General features: G+C 62.0%; 18 protein-coding genes. 12 read left to right on the plus strand and 6 right to left on the minus strand.

The window, feature by feature from the left end:
* Nucleotides 1–161 precede the first annotated feature (161 nt).
* On the plus strand, nucleotides 162–407 hold the full coding sequence (locus ACYVHK_RS10475) for a hypothetical protein (RefSeq protein WP_460531008.1): 246 nt from the start codon (nucleotides 162–164) through the stop codon (nucleotides 405–407).
* Nucleotides 408–433: 26 nt separating this feature from the next.
* Complete coding sequence (locus ACYVHK_RS10480) at nucleotides 434–592, plus strand: DUF3309 family protein (RefSeq protein WP_460531011.1); 159 nt, start codon at nucleotides 434–436, stop codon at nucleotides 590–592.
* A 140-nt stretch (nucleotides 593–732) separates the two neighbouring features.
* On the opposite strand, the gene ACYVHK_RS10485 is transcribed toward ACYVHK_RS10480, so the two are convergent.
* On the minus strand, nucleotides 733–1,386 hold the full coding sequence (locus tag ACYVHK_RS10485; protein ID WP_460531014.1) for a BON domain-containing protein: 654 nt from the start codon (nucleotides 1,384–1,386) through the stop codon (nucleotides 733–735).
* Between the two features lie 279 nt (nucleotides 1,387–1,665).
* Here ACYVHK_RS10485 and ACYVHK_RS10490 point away from each other — a divergent pair, with 279 nt between their 5' ends.
* From ACYVHK_RS10490 to ACYVHK_RS10500, 3 genes are all read left to right on the plus strand, one after another.
* Nucleotides 1,666–1,893: a hypothetical protein gene (locus ACYVHK_RS10490; RefSeq protein WP_460531017.1), complete on the plus strand. Its 228-nt coding sequence runs from the start codon at nucleotides 1,666–1,668 to the stop codon at nucleotides 1,891–1,893.
* On the plus strand, nucleotides 1,890–2,747 hold the full coding sequence (gene ppk2 / locus ACYVHK_RS10495; RefSeq protein WP_460531020.1) for a polyphosphate kinase 2: 858 nt from the start codon (nucleotides 1,890–1,892) through the stop codon (nucleotides 2,745–2,747). Before ACYVHK_RS10490 ends, ppk2 begins: the two co-directional genes overlap by 4 nt.
* A gap of 106 nt (nucleotides 2,748–2,853) precedes the next feature.
* Complete coding sequence (locus ACYVHK_RS10500) at nucleotides 2,854–3,330, plus strand: hypothetical protein (protein WP_460531023.1); 477 nt, start codon at nucleotides 2,854–2,856, stop codon at nucleotides 3,328–3,330.
* Nucleotides 3,331–3,366: 36 nt separating this feature from the next.
* On the opposite strand, the gene yjjJ is transcribed toward ACYVHK_RS10500, so the two are convergent.
* Nucleotides 3,367–4,728 carry a type II toxin-antitoxin system HipA family toxin YjjJ gene (gene yjjJ, locus ACYVHK_RS10505; RefSeq protein ID WP_460531026.1) on the minus strand — a complete coding sequence of 454 codons (1,362 nt, stop codon included), beginning with the start codon at nucleotides 4,726–4,728 and terminating at the stop codon, nucleotides 3,367–3,369.
* A gap of 379 nt (nucleotides 4,729–5,107) precedes the next feature.
* Between yjjJ and ACYVHK_RS10510 the strand changes: the two genes are divergently transcribed.
* From ACYVHK_RS10510 to ACYVHK_RS10530, 5 genes are all read left to right on the plus strand, one after another.
* On the plus strand, nucleotides 5,108–6,358 hold the full coding sequence (locus ACYVHK_RS10510) for an efflux RND transporter periplasmic adaptor subunit (protein WP_460531029.1): 1,251 nt from the start codon (nucleotides 5,108–5,110) through the stop codon (nucleotides 6,356–6,358).
* A gap of 121 nt (nucleotides 6,359–6,479) precedes the next feature.
* Nucleotides 6,480–7,214, plus strand: coding sequence for an ABC transporter ATP-binding protein (locus ACYVHK_RS10515; protein ID WP_460531032.1), 735 nt, complete (start codon nucleotides 6,480–6,482; stop codon nucleotides 7,212–7,214).
* Complete coding sequence (locus ACYVHK_RS10520; RefSeq protein ID WP_460531035.1) at nucleotides 7,214–9,634, plus strand: ADOP family protein; 2,421 nt, start codon at nucleotides 7,214–7,216, stop codon at nucleotides 9,632–9,634. The genes ACYVHK_RS10515 and ACYVHK_RS10520 overlap by 1 nt, the downstream gene beginning before the upstream one ends.
* 116 nt (nucleotides 9,635–9,750) lie before the next feature.
* Nucleotides 9,751–11,133 (plus strand): sigma-54-dependent transcriptional regulator, encoded by a 1,383-nt coding sequence (locus ACYVHK_RS10525; RefSeq protein WP_460531038.1) that lies wholly within the window; start codon nucleotides 9,751–9,753, stop codon nucleotides 11,131–11,133.
* On the plus strand, nucleotides 11,123–12,478 hold the full coding sequence (locus ACYVHK_RS10530) for a sensor histidine kinase (protein ID WP_460531041.1): 1,356 nt from the start codon (nucleotides 11,123–11,125) through the stop codon (nucleotides 12,476–12,478). The genes ACYVHK_RS10525 and ACYVHK_RS10530 overlap by 11 nt, the downstream gene beginning before the upstream one ends.
* Here the strand turns inward: ACYVHK_RS10530 and ACYVHK_RS10535 are convergent.
* Both ACYVHK_RS10535 and ACYVHK_RS10540 read right to left on the minus strand, forming a co-directional pair.
* A complete protein-coding gene (locus tag ACYVHK_RS10535) occupies nucleotides 12,448–12,948 on the minus strand; it encodes a cupin domain-containing protein (protein WP_460531044.1) in 501 nt (166 codons plus the stop codon). The two genes, ACYVHK_RS10530 and ACYVHK_RS10535, sit on opposite strands and share 31 nt — an antisense overlap.
* A 56-nt stretch (nucleotides 12,949–13,004) precedes the next feature.
* Nucleotides 13,005–14,144 carry a serine hydrolase domain-containing protein gene (locus ACYVHK_RS10540; protein ID WP_460534043.1) on the minus strand — a complete coding sequence of 380 codons (1,140 nt, stop codon included), beginning with the start codon at nucleotides 14,142–14,144 and terminating at the stop codon, nucleotides 13,005–13,007.
* Between the two features lie 283 nt (nucleotides 14,145–14,427).
* Between ACYVHK_RS10540 and ACYVHK_RS10545 the strand changes: the two genes are divergently transcribed.
* Nucleotides 14,428–15,162 (plus strand): hypothetical protein, encoded by a 735-nt coding sequence (locus ACYVHK_RS10545; RefSeq protein WP_460531047.1) that lies wholly within the window; start codon nucleotides 14,428–14,430, stop codon nucleotides 15,160–15,162.
* 106 nt (nucleotides 15,163–15,268) lie between these two features.
* On the opposite strand, the gene ACYVHK_RS10550 is transcribed toward ACYVHK_RS10545, so the two are convergent.
* Together ACYVHK_RS10550 and ACYVHK_RS10555 are read right to left on the minus strand one after the other, a co-directional pair.
* Nucleotides 15,269–15,808, minus strand: a complete 540-nt coding sequence (locus ACYVHK_RS10550) for a GNAT family N-acetyltransferase (RefSeq protein ID WP_460531050.1) — start codon at nucleotides 15,806–15,808, stop codon at nucleotides 15,269–15,271.
* Between the two features lie 225 nt (nucleotides 15,809–16,033).
* A complete protein-coding gene (locus ACYVHK_RS10555; protein ID WP_460531053.1) occupies nucleotides 16,034–16,750 on the minus strand; it encodes a substrate-binding periplasmic protein in 717 nt (238 codons plus the stop codon).
* 395 nt (nucleotides 16,751–17,145) lie between these two features.
* On the opposite strand from ACYVHK_RS10555, the gene ACYVHK_RS10560 reads away from it, so the two are divergent.
* Complete coding sequence (locus ACYVHK_RS10560) at nucleotides 17,146–17,781, plus strand: cysteine hydrolase family protein (protein WP_460531056.1); 636 nt, start codon at nucleotides 17,146–17,148, stop codon at nucleotides 17,779–17,781.
* Nucleotide 17,782: the final 1 nt, after the last annotated feature.

Consider the following 17,782-nt stretch of genomic DNA (forward strand, 5'->3'; position numbering starts at 1 on the left):
TGATTGAGAAAGCCCCCTTCACCGGGGGCTTTTCAATGAGCCCCCGGTACCCGCGCCGCCCTCCCGGATGACTATGTGCGCAATCGAACAGAACAATCGCTGACCAGCGCTTAACCTCAGGGTGTGGCACGGCATTTGCCATGCTGTTGCAGGAGGTCCTTATGCGACACATCACATTGATAGGCTCACTTTTCGGGTTACTGATCCTGGCCGCTTGCGAACGGACCGTCGTTGTTCAACAACCGGTACCGGCCGAATCGAAAACCAGCCCCGGCACCGATAGCGACAACAGCAAGGTAGTGCCAGACAAGCCAGGTGAGAGCAAGGAAGCGGCGCCACCGCCACCTGCGCCACCGCCGCCCGAATACGAACCCGAAATGCCGACCAAACCACCGATCGGTAATTGAACCCACCCCGCTACAAGGAGAATGTCATGAGCTTGGGAACCATACTGTTGATCGTATTGATACTGATACTGGTCGGCGCCCTTCCCACCTGGCCGCATAGTCGCAGTTGGGGCTATGGCCCGAGTGGTGGCCTGGGTCTGGTCGTCGTCATCCTGATCGTACTGGTACTGATGGGGCGCCTCTGAGTCCGGCAACGCCGGACAAGGGACGAGCAGCGGACCGACCAGCGCTAAGGCTCAGCGTTCCGATGGGAACGCTGAGCCCGCCAGTATGCAAAAGCCCCCGATTTCGGGGGGCTTTTACAGGTATATCTGCTCAGCGACCGTCAGCGTATGACGATGATCTTGTCCACCACGCTCAGCACGCCGGGGGTACCCCAGGCACTGTGTCGAGCCAGCTCTCTTTCGTACCAGCTTCGGACAGTGCCGGTAAGCGTGACCTTGGTGCCGACCAGCTCGACCTGCAGCTTGGGGGCATCGGTCTTGATCCGGCGCCGCAATGCGGCCTCGATATCGGTGCCCACCGTACTCACGCGTGAATGCGGCTTGATCGCGATATGGTCGCTCACGCCACACACCCCTTGCAGATAGCGCACCGCCTTCGCAGCGGCCTTGCGCTGATACTCCCAGGCTACTTCGCCAGATAGCGTAATCCAGCCGCCCTGCACTTCTACAGTGACCCCGTTCATGGGTAGATAGGTCAGCTGCCTGAGGGTCCGCTCGGCCGCGAGCAGGATGTCGCCATCGCCCTGCACACTCGACGCCGCGAGGGTGACTTGCAGCTCGATCACCAGGGAACGCACGCCCTCAACCCGCTGGACAGCCCGCTCGGCATCCCACCTATCCGCATGGCTGGCCAACTGGCCCCGCAAGGTAACGATGCCGTACTCGACCAGCACCTTGATCTGCGAGCCGGCAATCCACGGCTCTCGCTGCAGTTCCGCCATCACATCCGCTTGCAATTGCGCGTCGGTTTTCATGCTGCACTTTCCGGCTCGATTGAAAGAGCGCCGAGTTTCTCCCCTAAGCCCCTGGCGGTCTGTGCGGCAAGACACTTAGCCGGCTGGGCTTTGCGCGCGATGGGTCAAGCTTTCCACGCCCTTGTCTTGAGCGACCGGAGAAGGACAGCACTGTTCGCTAGCGAACTGATCACGCCCCGGTATGGGCCTAGTCTGCTTATGTGCCATCCGATACATAGATGGCTAGCCAGACCCGCTGGCAGGCAAGGCCTGCCAGCCATTCGATGAGGAAGACCCATCATGTTCTCTCCCCGCATCACCATACGGAGCATGAGTGGCGACGATGACGTCGCCGACGACACGTCAATATCGCCCCCCGCTACAAGCGCTATCGCCACCTTGCGCTGCCCGGGCCTCGCCACGGCGGAATCGCCCTACGACCTGTTTGAACGGCTGGGCCTGGCGATGGCGCAATATGGCTGCGCGCTGGAACTCGCCCGCGAGGACACCGGGTGGTGGCGGTCATGAGCAAGCAGCGCGGCCCGGAAAAACAGGGGCCGACACGCAAGGCGCCCACCGGGCAAGGTGGCTCGGGCAATCCGGGGATCGTTGGTGACGGCAAGACCGCGGCGTCGATATCGCGGGAAGACTACGAGGCGCAGTTGCATATCCTGCAGGTGGAACTGGTCAAACTGCAGCGGCATCTGATCCGCCGCGGGCAGCGTGTGCTGGTATTGCTGGAGGGGCGGGACGCAGCCGGCAAGGATGGCAGTATCAAGCGCATTATCGCGTACCTGAGCCCACGCGATACGCGGGTGGTGGCACTGGGCAAACCGTCCAACCGGGAGCGGCACAACTGGTACTTCCAGCGCTATGTCGCGCATTTACCTTCTGCCGAAGAACTCGTCTTGTTCAATCGGAGTTGGTACAACCGGGCGGGCGTGGAGAAGGTCATGGGATTTTGCTCCAAACGGGAACATAGCGACTTCCTGCAGTCCGTTCCCCGCTTCGAGGCCATGCTGGTGAACGCGGGTATCAAGCTCCTGAAGTACTACCTGGATATCAGCAAACCCGAACAAAAGCGGCGCCTTGCCGCGCGGGAACGCGACCCACGCAAGCAGTGGAAGCGCAGCCCGATCGATGCCGTCGCCGTCAAGCGCTGGAAAGCGTATTCGATGGCGCGTGACGAAATGCTGCAGCACACCCACACCGCCAAAGCGCCCTGGCACATCATCCAGGCTGACAACAAGCGCCTGGCGCGGCTGAACCTGATGCGCGACATCCTTTCCCGTTTGCACTACACCGGCAAGCAAACAGAGCTGGTGCAGCCGGACCCCCGCATTGCCTTTGTATTTACCGCCACCACGCAACTTGCACGCTAAGCCCGATTTACCGTTCTTCGTAACGCATTGCCCACCCGCATAGGGCGGGCTATCACTCAGCTAGCGCGGGGCAATCGCCCATCGTACAGGGACAAGGAGATACACCATGTCTGACTGGCTAGGCTCGGCCGACTGCACCAGCACCTGGGTCAACACCGCGATCACCCATGCCTCCTGGCCCATTGCGGCACTGATCGCACTCTATCTGTTCCGCGAACCGCTCATTTCCCTGCTACGCAGCCTGCGTTTTCTGAAATCCGGCTCGCTGGAGTTCCGCTTTGCCGAGGGGCTGCGCAAGCAGGGTCTGAGCGCCGAGCAACTGAGCGCACTGGCCAAGCTGACGGCCGACGAGATCAACTACTTCCTGATGATGTCCTACTCCAGCGAGGGTGGCTTTACCTATACCACGACGCTGAGCCAGGATCAGCTCAACTCACTGGCGCAGAACCTCGCTGCGGCCGGCCTCGTAACCATCGAGCACATCGACCAGCAAACCCATCACATCAAGCACCGTGTGACCTATGTAGGTCAGTCCCTGCGGATGATGCTGATCGATTCGGCGATCGATCTGCTGGGGGCATGAGCGATCGCAGCAAGTACCACTACCGGCGTGCCATCTCTAGGCAGCACCCAGTAGTCGTTGGTGTGCACGTACGGCATCGAGATTGATTTCGGCCAGGGTGCGAAACGGTGCGGTGATCTCGGTATCGGCCCGTACCGCCTCCCAGAACGCCAGTGCGGGGGCCATCATCTGGCGGCGCGCCGCGACACCCGATGCATCCGGCGGCAGCAGGACAAGGCCTTCCGACCGGATCTCACCGCTGGCACGCGGTGCGTAGTGCATGGGCAATATGTCATAGGCGGGGGCAAGCTCCCATGGCATCGCCCCTTCTTCGACAATGGAAAGGTTGCCATGGTGGCGATCGCCATTCCCGATCAGGATGCTGAACGCGACCAGCAAGGCGGTGGCCTGCCGGGTATCGGGCCGAAGTACCTTCTGCGCAATCAGGGCCGGCACCGCCTGCTCCCAGCTCATCGGGACCATGCCGGCAGGCTCCGTAAAGCTTTTGAGCGACACGAGACCCACCCGCCCCAGCCGCCCAACACGGTCAAACCGCCTGACTTCCAGGTAGGTACGATTCCCGTCATTCAGGACAGACGTCTTCGCTGCCGGAAAACCCGACCGGCCCAAGGTCTCAAGCGCGTGATGCTCGGCACGCAACAGGTCTGACCACCGTTGGGATACGGGATTATCAAGACGGCCACTGAATTTGACGATCACGCTGTACGAACCCGCGCCATCGTCAACATGCGCCGTGAACTTTGGCTGTTCTCCCCCCACCGAGGAGCCCGGTGCTTCGTCCGATTCCAGCGCCTGCTCGGCCATCTCGCCATATCGCGCCAGCCTTGCGACAGCGGGAATCGCATGCCGCAGCCGACGCTGGTTGAGCAGCGCCAGTCGCATACTGGTCGTACTGCCAATGATGTAGTGTCCGGGCAGATCCTCGCCACGCTTTGCCGCAGCAAAAATGACATCGCGATCTGTCCAGCTCGATACATCGGCATTCAGCCCGATCTCGGCATGCGCCCGGGTCCATGCCCGGCCAAGAAAGCCTTGTGGGCGAAAATCGTAGAGTTGATACGGTAGACCATCGCTGATCGTCTCTGCCGCGCCATCCGCCGGCCGCCAGAGAAACTGTGCCGCAGCCAGTGGCGTCAGGTGGGCGATCATGACCGGATGCCCTTGTTGATCGACCCGAAAGACCGGCACATCCACCTCGACGCCGGGGATAGGGTCAACCAGCGCGAACCGCCTGCCCTTCGTCTTCCCGACGGCGCGTATCTGTTCCCCGCGCAACTGTATGGCCTTGACCAGGGTGGGATAGCTGACGTTGAGTTGCCCGACCAAGGCTTCGGCACTCAGGGCGCCACCCTGGAGGGCGAGTGTCAACTGATCCGCAATCTGCAGTGCCTTGGTCATGGTTTTTCTAGAAAAATTAGAAGAATAATTTCTAGATAATATCTTACATCAAGTGCACACAGAACCCAAAAATATCTTTATACGTCAATACCTTAATGAATAAACATTGTAGGACGTTTGACTATGAGTCGGGGAAAGATGAGAAGAATAATTGGATCATGACTTGGCGATGACATCGCCGACCTCCGCCCATGGGCCGTCAGGCGATATCCACCAATAAGCCATCCCGCTTTTGGGACTGGTCAGTCCCAACGCTGGGACTCCCCTGCCGCGCCATGTGCTGGTATCCGCAACAAATCCCTTAACAATCAACACCCTTCCCTGCTGGCACTGAAGCTGCTCTTACCGTTTTGTCATCCCATCGCAAAACGGAAGTGTCATGGACATACAGCGCGCCCTTACCCCACCCGCCTTCTGGCGCCGTCGCCCGGTCTGGATCGGCCTTGCCGCGCTGCTCGCGACCGGCGTGGTGTTGGCTGCCTGGCAGTCCAAGCCGGCCGGCATGAAGGTGGAAGCGATGGGCGTGAGCACCGGCGTGGTACAGCGCGGCCCGCTGCTGGTGACAGTACAGGGCAGCGGCGTACTGCGGGCGCTGGATATCCGGCTGATTGCCGCACAGAGCGATGCCCGCGTGGAGCGGGTGCTGGTGCAGCCGGGCACCCAGGTACAGGCCGGGGCCGTGCTGGTGCAGCTGATCAACCCTGCCCTCAACCAGTTGGCGGAGGAAACCCGCTGGAGCCTGGAGCAGGCCGAGGCGGAAATGAATGCCTTGCGCACCCAGCTCGATAGCGAGCAGCTCAACCAGCATGCCACCGTGGCCAAGGCCGAGTTCGCCGCGGAGAGCGCACGCCTGCAGCTGGCAGCGGAGACCGGCCTCGTGAAGGAAGGCATTGTCTCCAAGCTGACCTATCAGCGCAGCGAACTGAATCTCAAGCAGTTGAACGAGACACTGACGCTGGAGCGCGAACGGCTCAAGAAGGGGCAATCGAATATCCGCGCGCAGTTGGCGGCGAAGGAAGCGATCGTCGCCCGCCTGCGCAAGACCCTGCAGCGCGCCCAGGACCAGGTGGCCGCACTCAGCGTACGAGCGCCCATGGACGGCACGGTACAGGAACTCACCCTGCAGCCCGGCCAGGCGGTGGCCATGGGGGCAAGTCTCGCCAAGCTCGCCCGGCCCGGTGAGTTGTACGCCGAACTGCAGATACAGGAATCCCAGGCGCGCGACCTGGCCATCGGCCAGCCGGGCCAGATCGATGCCCGCACTGCGGTCATCCCGGCGGAAGTCATGCGTGTGGCACCCAATGTGAGCAATGGCACGGTCAAGGTTGACCTGCGACTCAAGGGCGCCCTGCCGCGCGGCGCGCGACCAGACCTGAGCGTGGATGGCACGGTGGAGGTCGCCCGCCTGGCCGACGCACTGCAGGTCACCCGCCCGGTGTTCAGCCAGCCCGATAGCCCGGCCAATGTCTACCGCGTGGACAGCGACGGCGTGGCACAGCGGCTGAGCGTGGAATTCGGCACCGCGTCCGTCAACCGCATCGTGATCCGCAAGGGTCTGGCCGCGGGTGACACCATCGTGGTGTCCGACACCACCAGTTGGCGCACCCATGACCGGGTGAAGATCAAATGATGGGCCTCCTGGCCCTGGGCTGCGCGCGGCCATTCAGCCCCGAACCGGCACGACCCCGACAATCGAGTAGCATCCTGCCCCATCAGGCGAACGCAACAACGACAGCCCAGAGGAAGACACCATGTCAGAGACCGTAATCAAGTTGCAAGGCATCAGCAAATCGTTCTTGACCGACGAGATCGAAACCCGCGCGTTGGATGACGTCCATCTGCAGATACAGCGCGGCGAGTTCGTCTCCATCAGCGGCCCATCGGGCTGCGGCAAATCGACACTACTGGGTATCCTCGGCCTGCTCGATACCGCCAGTGGCGGCCAGTACGAACTGGCCGGAAAATCGGTCGAGACGCTGGACAACAAGGCCCGTGCGCAGTTGCGTAACCGCGAGATCGGCTTCGTGTTCCAGGCTTTCAACCTGATCTCCGACCTGAATGTGGAAGAGAACGTGGGCCTGCCCCTGCAGTATCGCCAGGACCTGAGCAAGCGCGATTGCCAGGAGCTGGTGAAGGAAGCACTGGCACGGGTGGACATGGGGCACCGCGCCCGTCACTTCCCTGCCCAGCTCTCCGGCGGCCAGCAGCAGCGGGTAGCCGTGGCGCGTGCTTTGGTGGGCAAGCCGGCGCTGATCCTCGCTGACGAGCCAACAGGCAACCTCGACTCCCGCAATGCCGAGCTGGTGATGAACCTGCTGGCGCAGATCCATGCCGACGGCGCCACGCTCTGCATGGTGACGCACGATCCGCGCTCGGCGTCGCTCGCCAAGCGGACCGTGTCGTTGTTTGACGGCCGGGTGGTGGAAGACCATGCGAATACAGCCCAGGCGATCCAACGTGGCGCGATGACACTGGGAGCACGCTGATGTGGACCGATCTGCGCTATGCCATGCGCCTCTTGCTGAAGGCGCCCGGTTTTTCATTGTTGACGCTGCTGACGCTGGCATCGGGTCTCGCCTTTGCCATCTATATGGCGGCAGCGATCCATACCATCGGTTTTGTCAGCCTGCCTTGGCCCAACTTCTCGCAACTGGCGGTGATCAAGGAAACATTCAGCGGCAGGGAAAATGGATCGCGCATCCGCTACAGCGATTTTCTGGAAATCAGCAAGACCCAGACCAGCTTCCAGACACTCAATGTCGTCCAGCAGCGCAAGGTGGCCGTCGGTGGCAAACGCTACCCGGAGAACTTTACGGCAGCGCGCGTTTCGGCGGGTAGCTGGGGGCTGCATGGCACCGCACCGCTGATGGGGCGCAAGCTCGATGCCACGGACGAAGCAGCCGGTGCGGCACCGGTCGCCGTCATCGGCGCCGACATGTGGCGTAGACACTTTAACAACGAGCCCAACATCGTCGGTAGCCAGGTCAAGATCGACGGAATCATGACCACGATCGTGGGTGTGATGCCCAGCGGCTTTCGTTTTCCGGTCGGCGAGCAATTGTGGCTGCCCTTCACCCCACCGGCAAAGTACGCCCCCGGTGATGATAACCGCGTCACCGTTCTTGGCTGGCTCAAGCGGGGTGTGAGCATGGACCAGGCCACAGGCGAGATCAGCCTGATCTCCCAGCGGCTGGCAACCAGTTGGCCCAAGACCAACAAGGTGATAGGCACCAAGGTCGTACCGTTTGTGCAAGGTAGCGTGCAGGGCGTGCGGGGCATGTACACGGTACTGGGCAGCGCGGCCGGTCTTTTGTTGCTGCTAGTCTGGATCAACGCCGGCAATCTGCTGCTGGCGCGGGCCAGCGAGCGACAACAGGAGACGGCCATCCGCTCCGCACTGGGCGCGCCTCGCCACCGGCTGCTGCGCCACATGCTGGCAGAAGGCCTGATCTTGTCCAGCAGCGCCTGCGTACTCGGCTTGTTCTTTGCGGCCTGGGCATTGGAGGCCACCAATCAGATCTTTACTTCCTTGCCCAGCGCAGCCGAAGCCCCGTTCTGGATCCATTTCGATATCTCGACGCCGGTGGTGATCACCGCCGTGGTGCTGACGCTGGTTTCCACACTGGTCATTGGCCTCCTGCCCGCCTGGCGCAATGCCAAGACCGACCTGATGATGGTGCTGCGCGATGGCACGCGTCATGGCCAGGGCCGGGCTGCAGGTCGCTTCAGCGGTGCGCTGGTGGTCATACAGATTGCTGTCAGCAGCATGTTGCTGATTGCAGCGGTGGTGCTGACCTACGCCATGCACCAGACCCTGCAGGCGGACTATGGTTGTCGGACGCAGGATGTGGGGACGGCCAAACTCATCAGCCGCGCGGAGATGGACGAAAATAGTCGTGCACAACTCTGGCAACGACTGGATACGGCCTTGCGCAGCTTGCCCGGCCAGCCCCGCTTTGCCCTGACCACCGCGCTACCCGGTGATGGCACGCAGGAGGCCACCGAAATACAACCGGAAGGCATGCAGATTACGGACAAGCGCTATCCCGTCGCGGGCATCTACGCCGTAAACAACGGCTATTTCTCGGCGCTGGAGGTGCCGATGCTGAGTGGCCGAGCGCTGAATGACCAGGACAGGGCAGACAGCCTGAAGGTCGCGGTGGTCGACAGTACATTCGTGCAGGCGTTCTGGCGTGGCCAGTCGGTCCTGGGCAAGCGTATCAAGCTGGACGCACCGGATGCGAAAGCCGCCTGGTATACCATCGTCGGTGTAAGCCGCCCGGTCATGCAGGGCAGCCCGAGTGGCGATGTCGATGCTGCCAACCCCAATATCTACGTACCTATCACCCAGTACCAGTCTGTGCCCAAGTCGCTGCGCATTGCCCTGGTTGGATCAGGGAACATGGCCACCACGCTGGATCAGATCCGGCAGGCGGTGAGCCGGGCTGATGCCAACCTGGCGGCGGTCGAACTGTACAGTTTTGACCAATTGCACGCGGACAATACTGGCGGCCTGGATCTGATCGGCGCCTGGTGTGTGGCCCTGGGCCTGATCAGCCTTTTGCTGGCCGTGAGCGGCATCTATGGCATCACCGCCCGAGGGGTAGCACTGCGTACCCATGAAGTGGGGGTGCGCCGTGCCGTAGGGGCAAGTGATGCGGCGGTGCTGCGTCTGCTGCTACGCCGGGGCATACGGCAATTGCTGATCGGCCTGCCGTTGGGCCTGCTGCTGGGCTGGGGCGTCACCATCGCCATGTCCGAGTTCCTCTACCAGGCAGGGCTGGCTGTTCCCGTAGCGATGGTGCTGGTCAGTGCGGTCATCATCACGGTGATCCTGATCGCGACGCTCATCCCCGCCCGGCGGGCGATCCGAATGATTCCGAGCGCGGCGCTGCGCTATGAGTAGGCGTTAAACAACAAAGCGACGCCCCCACCAGGCCGATGGGCACGACAATTTCACCTTGCCGTGCCCATCGGCCGTTTTCTTTGTATCCTGCTGCCGTGCTACCCATGAAAACCCCCGTGCCTGTCCAACCGCCGATACTGGTCTGCGACGACGACGTCGCCATCCGCGCTGCCCTGCGGCTCTTCTTCAAGAGCGAAGGCTGGCCCTGCGATGTCGTCGCCTCCCCCGACGAAGCCCTGAGCGCCCTGCGCGAGACCGACTACGCCCTGCTGTTGCTGGATCTCAACTACAGCCGCGACACGACCTCCGGCCAGGAGGGCGTGGACCTGATCGCCGCCGTCCGTGCGCAATACCCTGACCTGCCCATGGTCGCCATGACCGCCTGGAGCGCGGTGAGCATCGCGGTCGATGCCATGCGCCAGGGCGCCAATGATTTTATCGAAAAGCCCTGGGACAACGCCCGGCTGGCCAGCATCGTGCGTACCCTGCTCACCCTGCGGCAAAGCCGGCAGCAGAGCGCCCGGCTGGCGGCGGAGAACAGGCTGCTGAAAGCCGGCGCGCCGGACCGGGACTGGGTCTGCGGCTCGCTCGCCATGCAGGCGGTAATGAGCAAGGTACAGTCGGTGGCCGGGACGGATGTGAACATCCTGATCACCGGTGAGAACGGCACCGGCAAGAGCCAGTTGGCGGAGTGGATACACCGGCAGTCATCGCGGGCCGAAGGCAGCCTGATCACCGTCAATATGGGGGCGATACCGGACAGCCTGTTCGAGAGCGAGATGTTCGGCCACCAGAAAGGTGCGTTCACCGATGCCCGCGAGGCGCGCATCGGCCGCTTCGAACTGGCCGACCAGGGCACGCTGTTTCTGGATGAAGTGGGCAACATCCCGCTCAACCAGCAAGCCAAACTCTTGCAGGTGATCGAAACCGGCCAGTTCGAACGGCTGGGCTCCAGCCACCGGCAGCACAGCGATGTGCGCTTGATCGCCGCAACCAACGCGAACCTGCTGGATATGGTCGCGCAAGGCCAGTTCCGGCGCGACCTGCTGTACCGCCTCAATAGCGTGGAGATCCACCTGCCGCCCTTGCGCGAACGGAAGGACGATATCTTCGCGCTGGCGCAACAGGGCCTGGCCCGCTACGCCACGCGCTATAACCGGCCACAGAAGGCATTGTCGGCCGCTGCCATCATTGCCCTGCAGAACTACCCCTGGCCAGGCAATGTGCGGGAGCTGACCCACACCATGGAGCGGGCAACGCTGCTTGCGACGGGCAAGGAGATCGCCGCCGATGACCTGGGCCTGGCGCACAACACGACCAGCGCAGCAGCCGCAGGTGCGTCGACCATCGACCTCGATACCCTCTCGCTCGACGAAGCCGAGAAGCTGCTAATCCGCACGGCACTGCGCCGTCACAACGGCAATGCCAACGCTGCGGCAGAAGCACTGGGCCTGAGCCGATCGGCCTTCTACCGTCGTCTGCAAAAGTATGAGCTCTAAGCCAGCACCGGCAGGCCACGACCGGCGCCTGCTGGCCATTCTGCTGGCCGGCAGCCTGCCCGCCTGGCTGGTGCAGGCCGTGCTGGTGTGGCAGCTGGGTTGGCTGATCTATCCCAAGATACTGCTGCTGTGCCTGACCGGTATTGCGGTCATTGCCAGCGTGACGGCGGTTCACCGCCAGACGCTGAACCAGCGCCGTACCATCAGCAATCTGGTCGCGGCGATCCGTGTGGGCGACTACAGCATGCGCCTGCGCCACCGCCCGGATGATGCCCTGGCAGAACTGGCGAGCGAGATCAACCAGCTTGCCAGCAGCCTGCACCAGCAACGCCTCAAATCCGAAGAAGCCCTGCGCCTGGTCGATAGCGTGGTGGAGGGCATCGAGGTTGCCATCTTTGCCGTGGACGAAGACGGCCTGCTACGGCTGGCCAACCCGGCAGCCTGCCAGTTGCTGCAACAAAGCAGCGAACAGTTGCTCGGCCAGCCAGCGGCCAGCATGGGCCTGAGCGATCTGCTGGCAGCGGACCCGCAGGCGATTACCGAGCGGGTTTTCCCCGGTGGCGCCGGGCTGTGGCAATTGCGGCGACGTGGCTACCGTGCGGAAGGCCGCCAACACACCTTGCTGTTCGTGAATGATCTGAAGCAGGTACTGCGCAGCGAAGAGCTCAAGGCCTGGCGGCAACTGATCCGGGTCTTGAGCCACGAGGTAAACAACTCGCTCGGCCCCATTGCCAGCGTCAGCGCCACCTTGCGCAAGCTGACCCAGGCCGACCCGCTGCCCGAGGATTGCAGCGAGGACCTGCAGCACGGACTGGAGATCATCGAAGAACGCGCGCAGCGGCTAGGTGAATTCATCCGCCGCTACGCCGCCCTGGCGCGCCTGCCAGAGCCGCACAAACAGGTGTTCGACCTCGGCGCGCTGCTGCAGAGCCTGCCGGCCCTGCAGCCCGAAGCCCAGCTACAGATCGACGGCCCGACAATACCCGCCCCCTTCTACGGCGACCGGGGCCAGATCGAACAACTGCTGATCAACCTGATCAAGAACGGTGTCGAAGCAGGCGGCACGCCCGTCACCATACGCTGGCAGGCGCAGCCGCTGCAGATCAGCGTACTGGACAGCGGCAGCGGCATCGCCAACCCAACCAATCTGTTTGTCCCTTTCTACACCACCAAGCCGGAAGGATCGGGTATTGGTCTGGTCCTGTGCCGACAGATCGTGGAGGCGCATCACGGGACATTGGCACTGCAGAATCGGGAAGATGGAGTGGGGTGCGTGGCGGTGGTGAGGTTTGCCCCTTCCCTCGCCCCCTCCGCCTACGAGCCGTCGTCCACGCCGTCCCAGTAAGCCTTTTTGGCCGACAGGTCATAACCCTCCCCCATCATCTTGACGCTTACCCTGCCCGTCTCCGGGTGGACCGCGACATCATGCGGGTTGGGATTGCCGAGGACCAGGTAGCGACAGGGTTCGGCCGTGTGGTTCACCATGGCGTGGCCAACGCGCTGCCCGGCGGGGAAGCAGACGTAGTGACCTACCGTCAGCAGGTGGCGCTCGTCACCCAATTGCAGGGTCAAGCTCCCTTCAAGTATCAGTACGTGCTCTTCTTCCAGCAGGTGGTAGTGACTCTGGTTGGCCTGCTTGCCCGGCGGCAGCATCTCCATGGCCACGCTGATCTGCGTGCCACCGCCAAATGCACTGAGGTGCTGGAAGCTCAGGCCGAAGCGCTCCCCTCGCGAGAAATGCTGCCAGGGTACTTCGCTGATATGAAACGGCTCGAACACGCCGGCGACGTTGGCGGAGTTGGTGCGTTGGCTCATGGGAAGCACTCGGGTCAGTGAGATGACCTGATCATACGGCGGGCCGGCGGCGACGCCTACTCCGTGACCGTTGCGGCCACGCGCTTGAAGAACTGGTAGCCCAGATGGCCAATCTCCGGCTGATCGTACTCGCCGGCGGTCAGCACCATGACCATGTCCAGCTCCGGCACCATATAGAGACGCTGGCCACCATTGCCGATCCCGCCTATCCAGCCACGGGTCTTGTCCTGTACCTCAATGGTGCCAGACCACCATTGGTAGCCATAGCGCAGGCCGTCACCCGTCGTGATCTGGCCACGGGTCGATTCTGCCAGCCAGGCGGCAGGTACCACCTGCCTGCCCTGCCAGACACCCTGTGCCAGCACCAGACGGCCCAGGCGGGCGATATCGCGCGGCTTGAGGCGCAGGCCGGCAAAGGCCAGCGGACGGCCGCGATAGTCGCTGAGCCAGCGCCAGTCGGTAATGCCCAGTGGCTCGAACAGGTAGCGGCGGGCGAATTCCGGCAGGCTCATGCCGACCCGCTCGCTGAGTATCTGGGCCAGCACGGCAGTACCGCCACCGTTGTAGTTGAAGCGCGTGCCCGGCGTGGCCGCCATGGGGCGGTCGAACAGGTAATGGGCCTGGGAAGAACGCCAATAGAGGCCGAATTCATCATTGCTGAGCGCACCGTAGTTGCCGGATTCGCGCCACTCGAGGCCACTGCTCATGGTCAGCAGGTGGGCCAGCGTGACCGCGCTGCGGCCTTCGCCCTTGAGCGGCGCCAGTTCTGGCAGCAGATCGACAACCGGCGTGTCGAGCGGCGGTGTCTTGCCCTGGGCCTGGGCAATGCCCCACAAGAGGCTCACGACCGATTTACTGATCGAGCGCACGTCGTGGCGCTGACCGGCATCGAAGGTGATGGTGTGGGTGAAGAAATCCGCGATGGATTTGTCCTTACCGGTCCGATAGACCTCGGCCACCAGTTGGCCATGCCGTTCCACGACTAGGCTGTGGAAATTGGCCGGGCTGGCGGCGAAATCCTTGAGCACTTCGCACAGGCCCGCAGTATCGAAGCCCGTCTGCCCTGCCGGCGCGATTGCCCAGCCATCGTTCAGGGTTGCCGGTGCATCGCACGGCGCGGCAGCGTAGACCTGGCAGGCCAGCATGCAGCCCATGCCGACAAGAAACGCGTTCCAGCCTGACTTTCTCAGCACCATCTCAACCACTTGTTGCTCCACAGCCGATCTCACATGGCCCTGGACAAACCCAGAGCGGCGCCAGCTTAGCAAGGCTTGGCAATACCAACGGCATGGTATCGACCCGTCCGGCTCAGGCTGTCTCATTGTCGTCTCAAGACTGTCGTAACCATGCAGAAATACTGATATTCGATTGCCAAAAACACGAAAAATATAATCCAACCAGCCACTTGGCGGATATCTGAATGTCATATACGGTAGCTAAAACAAGACAAATTCTCAACCCGCTGGAGGAAAACCAAGCATGAAAAAAGCCAAAACCTTATTGGCCGGCCTGCTGCTGTCCGCAAGTTGCCTGAGCCACGCTGATGCCCAACTGTATTACGAGGATGCCTCAGCACGCTGGGATCTGACCCAGATGCTGCTGTCGTTGATTACCGGCAGCAGTGGTCAAACGCTGGAGACCACCACCGTCAATTTCGAGCAATGGGCACCGGGCCATACTTGGCTGAATGATCAGGCCGTATTACCACGCGGCGCCCTGCGTGTCGGTTTCAGCAACGAACCGCTCACCTATCGCCCCAACGCACATTTCGCCTTTGTACCCTGGCGCCAGGGCGTAGCCCCGGCCCGTGACACTCTGTTCGGCCAATTTCTGCTTCGCCAGGGCGACAGCCGCAATGAACAGCGCTACCTGATCATCGAAAGCAAGCGCCCGCTGGTGGCGCTCGGTGCCACGCTCTACAACCGCAGCAGCAGCTACTGCGCGGCCGCACTGGCACCGCGCTTGTACAGTGGCAGCAGTCTTGATCAGGCGACGGAAATCACCAACCAGCTCAGCACCGGCAATGTGGAAGACCCGGCCTGCCCCGTTGTGGCAGGCAAGGTGGATACCGTCAACGCGGTGGTGAAGAAGACGGGCACAACCTTCACGCAGTCCTTCAACTATGCGGTTGTCGACCTGGGTACACCGCAGCGTCGCGTCTTGATCGATAACATCGTGCTGTACTTTGCTCCGGATGCGCCAGCAGCCCAGTAACAAGCCCGGTACATTGCAACCGGCACGGCTACGGCCGGCCGGTTGTTCAGATCGCCACTTCTGCAGCTTTACCACCCTGCAGGGCAACCTTTCTTGATCGACCCCGTCAAGCCGCCAGTCTCAGATTCATCAGGCAGGCATCGTAGTACTGCCCATGCAGGCACAGCGCGCCCGGTTCCCGGCCATAGGGCTGAAAGCCTAAAGCGTCGTAGAGCTGGCGAGCAGGATAGTTGGGCTCGAACACGCATAGATTGAGATGCAACGCGCCTTGTGCACGCGCATGGTCGATCGCGGTCTCGATCAAGCGGCGGGCGATAGCGCGGCGGCGGTAGGCAGGCGAGACGATCACGCCCCAGAGCAGGTATTTGTGCGCGTAGGAAACCAGCTCCCCGCCCACCATCACGGCAGCCGTACCCACGAGCCGGTCATGGACAAAAGCGCCGAAGATGGTGGCGAGCGGGCCGGCGGAGAGGTTGTCGTAGAAGCGCTCCATCGGCCGGGCAACTTCTTCTTCCAGCGTGCAGCCCATGGCCAGTTCGGATTCCGCGGCCAGGGCCAGTCGCAGCAGCATGAAAGACTCGGCATCTTCTCGTACCAACGGACGGATGACGACGGCTTCCACCGGGTAGCTCAGGGCAATCGTCATGCTGGCATCAATCGCTCGCGTAGGGTGATCGGCTTTTGCGATCACGCGGCGTATCGGCCTGGAAGACAGGCTGGGCACAGCGGGAGATACGCACAGATCGCAGTACTGAAAGTGTGCGATTGCGCCAGCACGCCTGTCCACGCAGAAAGTGTTAGCCAATCGTTAACTTGGTAACAAACCAGCCAATCCGGTTAACAGGGTATGTAGCGATGCGCTACCGGGGAATCAATGGCCTTCCTCGTCGGTATAGCGCTGGTAGATACGCTTGAGGACGCCCTGTTTGCCCAACTGGGCCAGGACAGCCTCCAGCCGCTTCACATCCTGTGCGGGTAGATGCTTGCCGAACACGAAATAGACCGGTTCTTCGCGAAATACGGTCGGCAGGAGCTTGAGCTTGTCCTGCAATCCTTCGCGCCGGATATAGGTGCGGATGGCAGCCTCGCCACCGTAGAAGAACCGCCCATACCCCTCTGCCAGACGACGCAGCATGATGCTGCTGTCCTTGTTGTTCGGGTCTACCCACAGCAGCTCCTGCTCGCGCAGGTAGCTGGCAAAGGCGCTGCCCTGGGTGGTCATGATGGGCGCCTTGGGGCCGAGCTTACGCAGGTCGTCAAAACCATGGACCGCCGCATCTTCGTCTACCCGCACGGCAAGGCGGTGACGGGCCTGGAACAAGGCGGTGGCGGGAAAGATAAAGTTGGCTTTACGGTCGCTGGTCTTCAGCAGCCCGCACAGGACATCGAGCGAACCCTTCTGGACATAGATCTGCAGGCGGACCAGTGGGAGCGGTGCACTCTCGGTCGTGAAACGGATGGCTGGGTCGGCCTGCTCGATCGCCTGCATGACGTCGACACAGACACCCGGCAGTTGCTGATCGCCGCGATTGAACAGGAACAGGTTGTTATCGACATCCGTCGTCCTGAGCAACAAGGGTTGTGCCATGGCAGGCACGCAAGCCATCGCCAATGCAAGACTTGTCGCCCAAGTTGTCACCCTCCCAGAAACACGCATACCTGTCGCCTTGGTTCTTGATTTGGCGCGTATATTAGCGTGCTCATGGGGGAGTGCCCAGCAAGCCTTGGCATCCATATGTTTCCTGAGGCTATCTGATCACAACACGCTGATTTACCTGCCTCCGCGCGCCTTCCTCGGCGTCTGCAAAGCAATTCGCGGCTCGCCTACCCCATAGGAGTTAGGTACGCATACCTGATAGACGTGATTCGCAACACGTTCAGCTGGCCTACGCTTTCGCTCATCTCCCTGGCTACCGGCCTGACGGGGATCAACATCGCCCCAAAGCCACCAACCGGGCGTCTGCAAAACCGAGAGGAAGCCTTATGTCCCACGCCGAGCCCCGCCGTGCCCTGATCGTCATCGATGTCCAGAACGAGTACATCTCGGGCAATTTCCTGATCGAATACCCTCCTGTGAGCGTCTCCCTGCCCAATATCCTCAAGGCAATGGATGCGGCCCAGGCACACGCAGTACCGGTGGTGCTGGTTCAGCATGTTCTGCCGGAAGCCGCACCCATCTTTGCCAAGGGAAGCCACGGGGTTGCACTACACCCGGAGATCGCATCGCGCCCACATGCCCATCTGGTCACAAAGACCCTGCCCAGTACCTTTGCCGGGACCGACTTCGGCGCCTGGTTGCGGGATAACCATATCGACACGCTGACCATCGTCGGTTACATGACCCACAACTGTAACGACTCGACCATACGCCAGGCCATGCACGAGGGGTACGCGGTGGAGCTGCTGCACGATGCATCAGGCTCCCTGCCCTATGCGAACAAGGCGGGTAGCGCGACGGCAGAAGAGATACACAAGGCGGTGATCGTCGTCATGCAGTCGGCCTACGCCGCGGTGATGGCCACGGCGGAGTGGATAGACAATCTCGCCACCGGCAAGGCGGCGGAGCGCGACAACATCTATGCCTCCAACCAGCGTGCGGTAGCGGCACGTAAGGCTTAGT

It is taken from the genome of Chitinimonas naiadis, from assembly GCF_054780835.1.